An 11,057-nucleotide genomic window follows, 5' to 3' on the forward strand; every position below is an offset into this window, starting at 1 on the left:
GGTTAAACCACTGGCTTCAGCGCGCCGCTATCAAGCTGCTGCCAGATCTGCTGGAAGCTAGCCCATGCGCTGGCACTCACCAGTTTGGCGTTGTAATGTTCGCTGCCATTGACCACCGACCAGGCTTTGCCAACGGTGGGGTGCCATTCGTCGCCGCCTTTGAAGGTTTTATTCGCCACCGACTCGCCAACCTGTTCCACCATCCAGTCGAGGTTCTGGCGGAAGCTGCAGGCAACATAATCGGGCGCGACATCACGCTGATCGACATAGCAGCCGATAGCTTTGACTTTCGCCGCTGCCGCGCCTTGCATCGCGCCGAGGCCGGTGACGTCTGCGGCATGCCAAATCACATCCGCGCCGTTGCCAATCATGGTGGTGGCAGCTTCACGGCCTTTGGCGGCGTTGTCGTAATCGCCGGTCACCACGCCCATGCCTTTGATGCCCGGACGGGTTTTCTCAGCGGCCTGAATAAAGGCGCGCATCATTGCCTGCTGCGTGGGATTATCGCCGCCGCCCACAAAGCCGACCGCTTTGCCTTTTGCGGAGATCAGCGCCGCCAGCGCACCGGCGGCATAGGCGCCTTGCAGATAGGCGAGGTTGACGTATTCCACGTTGTCCGGTGATTTTTCGCCTGGCTTGAAGGTGGACGCGAAGAAATAGGTATCAGGATATTCCGGCGCGATTTCGGCAAACGCCGAGCCGTATTCAAAGCTGTGGCCAATGATCAGCGTGTAACCGTCATCGGCGTAGCCACGTATGGTTTGATCCATCTGCGCCTGCGACACGCTTTCGCTGTGCGCCACGCTGAAACCGGCTTTTTGCAGGCTCTGCAATCCGGCATACGCCAGCGAACTCCAGCCGCCATCGGCAACCGAGCCGGGCAACAGCAGGGCGATTTTTATGGTGTTATTCGCCGCCATCGCTTTGCGCGACAACATCGGTGCCAGCGCGGGTAACAACAGTGCGCCAGCCACTAACTTCGCAAACTTTCTGCGGGATACGTCTGCCATCATGTGTTCTCCTGGTGTGGTTTTGATGTATTAATCACCGGAAGAGCATTATCTTAAAAGCATCATTTTTAGTACTTACCGATGCCTAAAAGGCAACGCAGGGGGAATATGCTGCAACATCGTTTGTTTGTGTATATCGATCAGGTGGCGCGCAGCGGTTCGATTCGCAAAGCGGCTGAACGGCTACACATTTCGGCGTCGGCGATTAACCGCCAGCTGATTGCGCTGGAAGAGGAGCTGGGCACGCCGCTGTTTCAGCGTTTGCCGCGTAAAATGATTCTTACCGCCGCCGGTGAAGCGCTGATTCATCATGTGCGGCAGAGCTTTAAAGAGATTGAAATCGCGCAGATGAAAATCGAAGAGCTGAAAGGACTGCGGCGCGGCGAAGTGACGGTGGCGATGATGAGTGGATTAGCGGCGAACCTGATTCCGCGCGTGGCAGCGGAGTTTCGCCGCGCCAATCCGCGCGTGAAATTGCTGCTGCAACAACTCACCACCGGCGAGAACATCACTAACGCGGTGGCAAGTGGCGAGGCCGATTTGGGGATTGGATTTGATTTCGACCTGCAGCCGGTACATCGCAACATTGCCAGCGTGCCGGTGCGATTGGGCGCGGTGGTGGGCGCGGGGCACCCGCTGGCGGAGAAATCCAGTTTACGTTTGAGTGATTGCTTGCCGTATCCGGTGGTGATTGCCGACAAATCGATGGTGATTCGGCCTTACCTAAATGAAGTGTTCGCGCGCGCCTCGATCAATATGCAGCCAGTTATTGAAACCAATTCGATCGAGGTGATGCGCCAGTCGGCAATGATGGATCAAACCCTGACGTTTCTCACGCCGATTGATATTGAATCTGACCAGCGCAGCGGCCGGTTAATCTATATTCCGGTGCGTGAACTGGCCCAGCACACGCAAACACTGATGTTGATCGGCCACGATCGTGGTACCAGCGCGATTGGTAGCGTGTTCGCCGAAACCATTAAAGGGATGATGTCGGAATTGCGTTAATCGTAGGGTGCGCATTAATGCGCACTTGGTCACCTTACATGGCGACCCTACGAGAATGCGGTGCAATCGGTCAGGAAATGAATATCGAAATCGTTCACTTCGCGTGCCAGCTTTAGCAGCGCATGTGCAGCACGATCGGTGGCAATCGCACCGCGCTCAGCATCCGCCGCTGCGGCGTTGCCGGTAGCACCAGACAGATGCAGATCCTGCGCCATCCAGCCAAAACCAATGCCGCCTTCCGGCGTTAAAATACCGCCGGTCGCTTCAAGCGCCACCGAAGTGGAAACGAAATTAGCGGCGTGCTGCATCTGCACCAGTTCAGGGTGCAAATGCAGCATCATGCTGGTTTCTGATTCACCGCCGTGAATGCCGTGATTAAGTTCATGCGCGCTGTAGAGATCCGATGCATCAATGGTACGGAACCAGCTGGCGCTGACGGCAAACATGCCCAGTTCGATGCGCAGCTGGCGACAGACGATTTCCATCAGCTGCGGCTGTCCGCCGTGCGAGTTCCAGAAAATCAGCTTGCGAATTCCGGCGCGCCAGGCGCTTTTCGCGACTTCGAACCACACTTTGCCTAACACGTCATACGGCAGCGAAAGGGTGCCGGGATAGGCAAGATGTTCATCCGATTTACCCATCGGCAGCGCGGGCAGCACCAGCAAAGGAAGATCGTCGGGCAATAATTCCACCGCGCGTTGAATAATGCCGGCGTTGATCGCCGCATCCACACGCACCGGCAGATGCGGGCCATGTTGTTCAACTGCGCCAATCGGCAGCACGGCGACGATATTCGCCATATCAAGTTCACTGAATTCCCGGGTTGAGAGATCCCACCACCAGGGCGAAGACGGTTTGAGCATGTTGACCTCCATTTTTAACCCCAACATAGCGAGTTAATAGTGCAATGGAAGCAACAAAATTCGCACTTAGCGTTGCTTTAAAGGCAATGGTCATAAGCAGGTCGCCATGAATGATCGGCGACCCAACAAGAGCGGCGTTACTTCTGATTTTTACTGGTGAATTCCTGATAATTTTCTTTGGTCACCGTATGGTATGGCACCCAGTTGTAGGCTTCGGTCTTTTTACCGCTCAGCATGTCGTAAGCCACATCGACTGCGCCGGTTGCCTGACCTTTCGCATCCTGGAAGATCGTCACCGCCATTTTGCCGTTCTTAATAAACTGCAAACCATCCGGCGTGCCGTCGATGCCGGCGACTAACACATTGTTTTTCTTCAACTGATCGAGCGCCATAATCGCCCCGATCGCCATTTCATCGTTGTTAGCGATGATGGCGTTGATATCATTCCCATCCTGCAACCATGACAGGGTTTTATCGACCGCTTCGTTGCGCTGCCAGTTGGCGCTCTGTTTCTGGATCACTTTCAGGCCGGGATGATCCTTCACATAATCTTCAACCGCTTTGGTGCGCTGACGTGCTTCTTCGGTGGAGAGGGCGCCCATCAGAATGGCGATATTTCCTTTGTTATCCAGACGTTTGGCTAAGGCTTCGATCTCCATTTTGCCGCTTAACGCTGAGTCGGAACCGACATAGGCCATTTTACCGGTCAGTTTCACTTCGGGTTTACGGTTCACGAAGATCAGCGGGATATTGGCTTTTTGCGCGGCGGCGATCACCGGCATTACGCCTTGCGTATCCACCGGGTTGATGATGATCGCGTCTGCGCCCTGATTGATGAAATCATCCACCTGCTGGATTTGCAGAGATACATCGCCTTTAGCATCGGCAAACTGGCTGTTAAGCCCTTTGTCTTTAAGCTGCTTTTCCATCTGACTTCGTAAGATGGAAACAAAATTGAGATCGAGATTAGCCAGAGCGACGCCAACCATGTAGGTTTTCGCCTGGGCAGTGAACATACTGAGCAAACCGCAGATAAGCATTACTACTTTGAATAATTTCATTTTTTTATCTCTGTAGGGAAGGTTTCTATTATTTTGCATCCGGGTGCAAAATCAACGGGATGAGTTCCGCTGATTGACATCATGTTCAGACGGACAACGCGATGTGCTGCATTCACTCTCTGGCACGGTTGAAAAATAGTCAACGCAGCAAAAAGCGATTTCATCACCACGATCACAAAATCATCACGATTTGCACCCGAGTGCATTACAGAAATGCAACCGGGTGCAAAGTTTGCAAAAATCGCCTCTTGCTTACATGAGGAATCGCTCTATGCTCGCTTTTTGTCAGGTAATTTGCGGAAGGGAGCCGATGACCAGAACAGTAAAAAAAGCCACGGCCAGCGATGTAGCACTTCTTGCCGGCGTATCGAAATGGACGGTATCGCGCGCGTTTATGCCTGGCGCTTCAATCTCTGAGAAGGCGCGCGAGAAGGTGATGCGCATCGCTAAAGAGCTGGGATATCGGCCCAATTTGCTGGCGCGTAGTCTGGTAAAGAAGAAAACGCATATTATTGGCGTAGTAATCGACGAGCTGAAAAATCCGCATACGCTGATGATTCTCAATGAAGCTACGCAGCAGCTACAACGTCGCGGCTATATGGCGATGATCCTCAACATCACCGACGGCGAGCCGTATCGATCGGTAATGACGCAGGCGGATCAATTGCAGATCGACGGCATTTTGTTTCTCGGTACGGTGTTATCGGCGCAGCTGATTGCGCTGGTGGAGGATATGTACAACATTCCGCTGGTGCAGCTGTGCCGCAATACGCATGCGCAGGGCATCGATGTGGTGGCGATTGATGGTTATGCCGCCGGCAAGCAGATCGCCGAGCTGTTGCTGGCGCAGGGCGCGCAACGGTTTGGTTTTATGCAAGGTCCGGATACACCAACGTCACATCTGCTGCGCAAAGAGGGATTTGAAGCGACGCTGCAACAAGCAGGCTGTCAAATTGATGTGCTGCTTAAAGCCGGCAGCTACGATCGTGCACGCAGCTGGCAAGCGATGAGCGATTATCTGCATCAACCGGATGCGCCCGCAATTGATGCGCTGTTCTGTGAAAACGATGTGCTGGCGCTCGGCGCGATGGAAGCGATGCGCGCCGCCCCGACCAGGCCAAGGATTGCGGTGGTGGGATTCGATGATATTGAAGAAGCCAGCGCGCCAGGCTGCCAACTCACCACCTTTAGCCAACGTATTGATCTGCTGATCGCCGAAGCGTTAAACCGATTGATTGATGGTCGCGAGAGTGCGGATGAGCATTGGCGGCGGGGTGAAATGCGAGTACGGCGTTCGCATTTGAGGTCGCCATAAATGACGTAATGCTCCTCAGTTAAGACATGAAAACCCGTAATTACCGAGAGCACACATTGTAGCGGCGCAATTCATTGCGCGATAAATCGCGCCGCTACGGAAGGTGCGGTAATTTGATTCGGCGCTTGACTGATCACCATTACGCCATAAATGACGACCCACGACGTAAAATCACTGTTCTATGCTGGTCAGCAACGCATTTTGAATAATTCTTTGCGCTTTCAGCGGGTTTTGCTCACGCTGCGCTTCCTGCAACGCGGCGATATCCAGCTTATCCAGCGCGCGATAGATATGTTTGAGGAAGCGAATCGACAGATTGGCGGCTTCAACATGATCTTCACGGAACGGGAATTGATCAAGCTGCCACACGCCGTCCCAGTTATTGATCTTCAGAACATAGAAGAACTCAAAAATCTCGGTCATGTGCACGGTACCGACCACCAGATCGTCATCCCAGCCGCGCAGGTTGTCGTTGACGTCCATACCAAACAGACGACCACGATCGATAATCAGCTGGGCGGAATCCGCTGGGGATTCACCGGCAAACAGTGCATGACCAAAATCGAGCAGCACGCCAACGTTATCCAGTCCAATATCCTCAATGCCGAGCAGCGTACGCGCAGCTGAATCCCAGGTCATTTTCACGCGTGGTTCACGCGGTTTGTACTCGATAGCAAATTTGACGTCTGGATTGGCGCTCGCCAGTTCGCGCATACCCTCTACAGCCATCTTCCACAGGTTTTTATGATCGACCTGGAACGGATAATCCCAGCCATCCTGACCCGGCCAGACTTTCACGTAGTTAGCCCCCAGCTCACGCACTACGGTGGCGGCTTCGTGCATTAAATCAAACGCCTGTTGGCGAATGGCGGCGTCGGGATTGGTGAAAGCACCGCGTGAAAAGCGGCGCAGATAGATTTCTGGCGTCACGCCAATCGCTTTCAATCCGGCATCGGCGAGCGCTTGTTTAACCTGCGCTACGGTTACGCCTTCGGTGAAGGGATAGGGCACATCAACATAGGATAGATCCTCGACACTGCCAGCGAGTTTAATCTGATCAAGGGTGCTAAGCGCTGGCCCGTAACCATCTACGGCGTAGCGATCGATATAGTTGGCGAAGTGCCACAATCCGGCACCAAATTTCGGATACGTGTAGGAACTCATTAGACCTTCTCCTCAGATGATTGCGTCATTGAATATATATTCACATATGGTTATATATTCCATTCTGCGCCTCGGCGTGCGCAGTTAACCAGCAATCATTGACGGAAATGCAACCGTAATCACACAATATTCGATGCCATGCCCCTTTGTTCAAACCGGTTTGCTGTGATATCCCATCCGGCTTAACCGGCTGAATAACTCTTTATTATTGGCGCAGTTGAGCTTGCGAATAATACTCTGCCGATGATGGCTGATGGTTTTACAACTGAGATGCAGTTTGTATCCAATATCGGTGAGATTGCTGGTTTGCCCCAGCATGCGCAATAAGCCGAACTCCCGCGCTGAAAGGGTTTGCTTGGTGCGGCGAACACCCGCCTCAAATTCTGTAGCCAACGGTAAACCTAATACAGCATCAGAAAGCGCTTTCAGACTGCACTTTTTCGAAAGAAAAGTAACACCTGGCAGCAAACTGACCACATAGCTTATGACCGCTTTCTCATGCAAATCGGTTAGCACGATAATCCGCGTGTCTGGCGAAGTCCGTTGGACTTTTAGCAACAATTCGGTAAAGAATTGCACATCGCGGCCATAAGCGGTTAATTCACTGATGAGCAAATCCGTTCCTGCGATCTTACTCAGCGCTGAGTCAATATCGTCACTATCTATATTTTTTACATGAATAAATTTCCCGGAAAAATAACGCGAAATCCCTTCAGTAATCCATTTGTTATTGTCTATCAGCGTTAATGACAACATAGTTATCCCCATCTTTATTATGCTGGCATTAAAGCGCGATCCCGGTGCTATGAATATCGGACTGGGGAAGGGAGGTTTGTACGAAATTTCCCAAATTCGCGATTACAGATTTAAAGGCATGTCAGTGTTGTTGAGATATAACCGCTGGGTGAACGTATGGCCGCGCTGGGCGTTAGCCTTGCATCGGGCTTGCCACTGAAAAAAATGTGAACCAAAAATAAGAACATGCAGCGATGCACAGCCAGGAACGGCAGCGGGTGGTGTATCAGCCTGGCGCCTTTCATTTGCTGTTGAGGAAAATAGCCGACATAGTTAACTGGAGCAGCAGCTGGATATTTCTGAAGCGTCACCGTATGCGATGACGCTGGTGTAGGCTCTTCATTAAGTGGAGGAATGATGGAATTAGAAACAACCCGACTGCGGCTGGAACCCTTTGAGCTCGCGCATTTTGACGGACTGCGAGCGATGGAAAGCGATCCGGAAATTATGCGTTACATCAGCAATGGCGTAGTTAAAACGCCAGAAGAGACCCTGACGAGTATTGAACGCGTTCAATCGCGCTGGCAACAATATGGTTTTTCCTGGTGGGCGATGCGGGAAAAAGAGTCTGGCGAAATCGTCGGTGCTTGCTGTCTGCAGCATTTAGCCAATCAGGATGGTGCGCCATTGGAAATTGGCTGGCGTCTCAATGCCAATTATCACGGCAAAGGTTTTGCCACCGAAGCCGCGCAGGCGATAGTTAAGTTTGCGGTAGAACAGGTTGGCGTTAAATATTTGGTTGCGGTGGCCGATCCTGAGAATGCCGCTTCGCAGAAGGTGATGCAGCGGCTTGGCATGACCTACAAAGCGATTGAGCAACACTACGATGTGCCTTGCGTGGTGTATGAGCTTCATCTTTAGGCATTCGTGAACAAGTGCCATCAACATTTTATGTCATATTCCAATTCTGCTTATTTTACAGGATTGGAATATGAAAGAGCACGATATTGGTTTTAGCCACATAGCGCTGCAAGTGAGAGATATAGAACGCAGCATCGATTTCTATCAACGTTACGCAGGGATGCAGGTGATCCATGAGCGGGCACCAGGCATTGCAGAAGCGCAAAAAGTCGCATGGCTTTCTGATTTAACACGTCCATTTGCGTTGGTGTTGGTGCAATCTCAAACCACATTGGATACGCCTCTGGGTCCGTTTGGTCATATTGGCGTTGCGTGTGACAGTAAAGAAGAGATTGATGCCAGGGTTGCTCAGGCTGAATGCGAAGGTGTGTTACGCCGCCCAGCGCAACAATCAGCCGCTCCCGTCGGTTATTGGGCATTCTTCGCCGATCCCGATGGCAACACGCTTGAACTTTCATATGGCCAACAGATTGGCCTTGAGATTATTACCAGCCGCCTTAACGCGGGTGTTTAACGTTAAACGTCACTTGAAAGGGGGACGGTTGATATCGGGTTTAGACGTGGCTAGAGTGCGTGATGAGACACTTCATTTAACATAATCATGATTATGCGCACTTAAGTTGTGGGTGCTATTTGATAATGTCACTTTTGGAGATGCGGATGTTTTGTTGGACTGGTTATGTTGAGATCCTCAGATGCTGCCGGTACTTCACCGGGCTCATTGCACCTAATGAGATTTTAATACGCTCCTCGTTAAACCAGCGTATGTACCTGTCTAGGAAGCACATAAAATTTTCCAGCGTTGCGCCCGCCCAGTTTCTACCGTAGTACATTTCATTTTTGACCCGCCCGAAGAAGCCTTCGCACGCTGCGTTATCCGATGAGCAACCTTTGCGCGACATGGACCTTATAAGTCCCGACGCGTTGATACGATCAAGCCAGCCCGGCCATCGATAATGACTGCCTCTGTCGCTGTGTATTACCGGCTTTTCATTTTCTCTGAGCGTATCGATCGCATCATCCAGCATGGTATTTACCAGCTTTGCATCCGGTCGCGTTCCGATAGTCCAGCTCACCACTTTGCCATCAAAACAGTCAATGACTGGTGACAGATAGACTTTGCCTGCTGGGATCTGGAACTCGGTTATATCGGTCAGCCACTTTTCATTTGGCCTGCAGGATCGAAAATTTCTGGCGAGAAGATTTTCAGGTGCCGGACTGATTTCTCCGCAATAAGCGTTGTAGCAACGCCTTCCGGTTCGTTTAACAACAAGCTGCTCTTCAGCCATCAACCTGCGGACGACCTTCTCAGAGATATGCATGTTATTTTTACGCAGCATCGCGTGCAGACGCCGGTAGCCGTAGCAACGGTAATTCCCGTCAAAGAGTTTTGCCATCGTCACGCGTATTTCAGCGTACTTATCGTGCCGGCGCAGCTTTGCTTTGTGATAGAAATAGCAACTGCGCGCAAGTCGCAGTGCATTAAGCAGCTCAGCTAAAGGATATATTTCCTTAAGGGCATCAACGACCTGGGTTTTGTCCCTGTTCTTCAGGGTCTGGAAGCTGATGCCCATGTCTTTTTTTATCAGTTCATTCGCTTTAGTCAGAATGTCACGCTCAAGCTGCAGCTGATGAACTTGCTGTTTGAGCCGTGCGAACTCTTCTAGCAGTGCATCCTGGTTTTTATCCTGAGAACCTGATTTACGTTTACGCATGGATTGATAAGCCTCATCGTCGATTAAGTCTTTCTTCCACTTGTACAGAACCGGAACGCTGACGCCTATATTTTGTGCAACTTTAAGAGCCGTCCCGCGCCGGTTGCAGAGTGCGCGAACAGCCTGTGTTCTTTCGTCCGGACTGAAGCATTTGTTGGTATTCGAGCGAATAATCAGCGGACGTCGTCCCGGATAAATCTCTATGACCCAGCGTTTAAGCACTTCGCTGCTAGGATATCCGATGGCGCGGCAAGTGAAAGCAAGACATCCACCATGCGTAAGATAATGCTCAACAGCGGCGACTTTCTGCGCATAAGAGTAACGTTCCCTTGGCTTTAATTCTCTCGGTAAATCACCCTTCTCTTCATAAATACGAACCCAGCGGCCAAGCTGTTTTATGGACGGGTAACCTAATTCCCTGACTACTACAGACGCTTTTCTGCCATATAGATAATAGAGTTCAACAGCGCGAATCCGGTCCTCATAAGAATGCATAAATCATCTCCTGAAGGTCCAGGAAAACATCCGCACTCCCCTTTAGCTAGTTCATAATGTCACCCAGATATGGCGCTTTTGCCACCTTTTCTGGGAGATCTCTGCTGATGCTGGTGACCATGTCGAACAAAGAACTTCACCGCCTTCCCGTCATTCAGGCTGTTATCGAAAAACGTCTGCGCCGTCGCGATGCGGCTTCACAGTTGCAGCTCACTGAACGTCAGGTTCAGCGGTTGATGAACCGCTATCGCGAGTCCGGCGCTGCCGGGCTTACGAACGCGCGCCGCGGTAAACCCGGCACTCACAGGATTGATGATGCGCTGCGATGCTGGGTGACTGCTGACGGACTCTGGATCCCGCACGCTCGCCGTCAGCCCCGGATTTATCAGCCACGCCAGCGGCGGGATTGTCTTGGCGAACTTATCCAGATCGACGGATCTCACCATGACTGGTTCGAAGGCCGCGCACCAAAATGCTGTCTGCTGGTTTACATCGATGACGCGACCGGTCGTCTGATGCACCTGCGCTTATGCCAGAGTGAATCGGCCTTTGATTACATGATGGCCACGCGCGATTACATCAACAAGATTGATGATGCATTGCGCTGTCAGATACTGACGCTGCTACATGAAAATTACGACGGTTTCGTTCCCATTTCTGTAGCAGAAAACATTCAGGAACGTCAGGTGTTGAACACTCTGAGCACACAGTGGTTCGCAAAAACGATGCAAAAATGTATATACTAAATACCCGCATCCGGTGATGTCTGA

The 11,057-nt window shown here is 51.6% G+C and carries 10 protein-coding genes and 1 pseudogene; 5 read left to right on the forward strand and 6 right to left on the reverse strand.

What is annotated here, in order from left to right; translation table 11 throughout:
* Positions 1-2: 2 nt before the first annotated feature.
* Positions 3-1,013 carry a BMP family protein gene (locus AAF463_RS21415; protein ID WP_271460416.1) on the reverse strand — a complete coding sequence of 337 codons (1,011 nt, stop codon included), beginning with the start codon at positions 1,011-1,013 and terminating at the stop codon, positions 3-5.
* Positions 1,014-1,118: 105 nt separating this feature from the next.
* Here AAF463_RS21415 and AAF463_RS21420 point away from each other — a divergent pair, with 105 nt between their 5' ends.
* Positions 1,119-2,018 (forward strand): LysR family transcriptional regulator, encoded by a 900-nt coding sequence (locus AAF463_RS21420; RefSeq protein WP_101761485.1) that lies wholly within the window; start codon positions 1,119-1,121, stop codon positions 2,016-2,018.
* Positions 2,019-2,065: 47 nt separating this feature from the next.
* On the opposite strand, the gene AAF463_RS21425 is transcribed toward AAF463_RS21420, so the two are convergent.
* Positions 2,066-2,881, reverse strand: a complete 816-nt coding sequence (locus AAF463_RS21425; RefSeq protein WP_336768204.1) for a creatininase family protein — start codon at positions 2,879-2,881, stop codon at positions 2,066-2,068.
* A gap of 137 nt (positions 2,882-3,018) precedes the next feature.
* Positions 3,019-3,942, reverse strand: coding sequence for a substrate-binding domain-containing protein (locus tag AAF463_RS21430; protein ID WP_350262022.1), 924 nt, complete (start codon positions 3,940-3,942; stop codon positions 3,019-3,021).
* 310 nt (positions 3,943-4,252) lie between these two features.
* Here AAF463_RS21430 and AAF463_RS21435 point away from each other — a divergent pair, with 310 nt between their 5' ends.
* The gene (locus tag AAF463_RS21435; RefSeq protein WP_350262023.1) at positions 4,253-5,257 is read left to right on the forward strand and encodes a LacI family DNA-binding transcriptional regulator; all 1,005 of its coding nucleotides are present in this window, start codon (positions 4,253-4,255) and stop codon (positions 5,255-5,257) included.
* Between the two features lie 171 nt (positions 5,258-5,428).
* Here the strand turns inward: AAF463_RS21435 and AAF463_RS21440 are convergent, their stop codons facing one another.
* The gene (locus AAF463_RS21440; protein WP_101761489.1) at positions 5,429-6,421 is read right to left on the reverse strand and encodes a sugar phosphate isomerase/epimerase family protein; all 993 of its coding nucleotides are present in this window, start codon (positions 6,419-6,421) and stop codon (positions 5,429-5,431) included.
* Between the two features lie 150 nt (positions 6,422-6,571).
* Complete coding sequence (locus AAF463_RS21445) at positions 6,572-7,177, reverse strand: LuxR C-terminal-related transcriptional regulator (RefSeq protein ID WP_217548218.1); 606 nt, start codon at positions 7,175-7,177, stop codon at positions 6,572-6,574.
* A gap of 396 nt (positions 7,178-7,573) precedes the next feature.
* On the opposite strand from AAF463_RS21445, the gene AAF463_RS21450 reads away from it, so the two are divergent.
* Complete coding sequence (locus tag AAF463_RS21450; RefSeq protein WP_110866905.1) at positions 7,574-8,077, forward strand: GNAT family N-acetyltransferase; 504 nt, start codon at positions 7,574-7,576, stop codon at positions 8,075-8,077.
* A 70-nt stretch (positions 8,078-8,147) separates the two neighbouring features.
* Positions 8,148-8,591 carry a VOC family protein gene (locus tag AAF463_RS21455; RefSeq protein WP_350262024.1) on the forward strand — a complete coding sequence of 148 codons (444 nt, stop codon included), beginning with the start codon at positions 8,148-8,150 and terminating at the stop codon, positions 8,589-8,591.
* Positions 8,592-8,754: 163 nt separating this feature from the next.
* Here the strand turns inward: AAF463_RS21455 and AAF463_RS21460 are convergent, their stop codons facing one another.
* On the reverse strand, positions 8,755-10,287 hold the full coding sequence (locus AAF463_RS21460) for an IS3 family transposase (protein WP_350262025.1): 1,533 nt from the start codon (positions 10,285-10,287) through the stop codon (positions 8,755-8,757).
* Between the two features lie 119 nt (positions 10,288-10,406).
* Here AAF463_RS21460 and AAF463_RS21465 point away from each other — a divergent pair.
* Positions 10,407-10,868, forward strand: a pseudogene (locus AAF463_RS21465) (helix-turn-helix domain-containing protein); the annotation flags it as partial.
* Between the last annotated feature and the right edge of the window lie 189 nt (positions 10,869-11,057).

The sequence above is a fragment of the Pantoea sp. BJ2 genome (assembly GCF_040255075.1).
GTDB classification, from domain to species: Bacteria; Pseudomonadota; Gammaproteobacteria; order Enterobacterales; family Enterobacteriaceae; genus Pantoea; species Pantoea leporis.

Excerpts from the sequence above, each read along its gene's own strand:
- AAF463_RS21415 (WP_271460416.1), bottom strand. The coding sequence starts at position 1,013 with ATGATGGCAGACGTATCCCGCAGAAAGTTTGCGAAGTTAGTGGCTGGC.
- AAF463_RS21420 (WP_101761485.1), top strand. The coding sequence starts at position 1,119 with ATGCTGCAACATCGTTTGTTTGTGTATATCGATCAGGTGGCGCGCAGC.
- AAF463_RS21425 (WP_336768204.1), bottom strand. The coding sequence starts at position 2,881 with ATGCTCAAACCGTCTTCGCCCTGGTGGTGGGATCTCTCAACCCGGGAA.
- AAF463_RS21430 (WP_350262022.1), bottom strand. The coding sequence starts at position 3,942 with ATGAAATTATTCAAAGTAGTAATGCTTATCTGCGGTTTGCTCAGTATG.
- AAF463_RS21435 (WP_350262023.1), top strand. The coding sequence starts at position 4,253 with ATGACCAGAACAGTAAAAAAAGCCACGGCCAGCGATGTAGCACTTCTT.
- AAF463_RS21440 (WP_101761489.1), bottom strand. The coding sequence starts at position 6,421 with ATGAGTTCCTACACGTATCCGAAATTTGGTGCCGGATTGTGGCACTTC.
- AAF463_RS21445 (WP_217548218.1), bottom strand. The coding sequence starts at position 7,177 with ATGTTGTCATTAACGCTGATAGACAATAACAAATGGATTACTGAAGGG.
- AAF463_RS21450 (WP_110866905.1), top strand. The coding sequence starts at position 7,574 with ATGGAATTAGAAACAACCCGACTGCGGCTGGAACCCTTTGAGCTCGCG.
- AAF463_RS21455 (WP_350262024.1), top strand. The coding sequence starts at position 8,148 with ATGAAAGAGCACGATATTGGTTTTAGCCACATAGCGCTGCAAGTGAGA.
- AAF463_RS21460 (WP_350262025.1), bottom strand. The coding sequence starts at position 10,287 with ATGCATTCTTATGAGGACCGGATTCGCGCTGTTGAACTCTATTATCTA.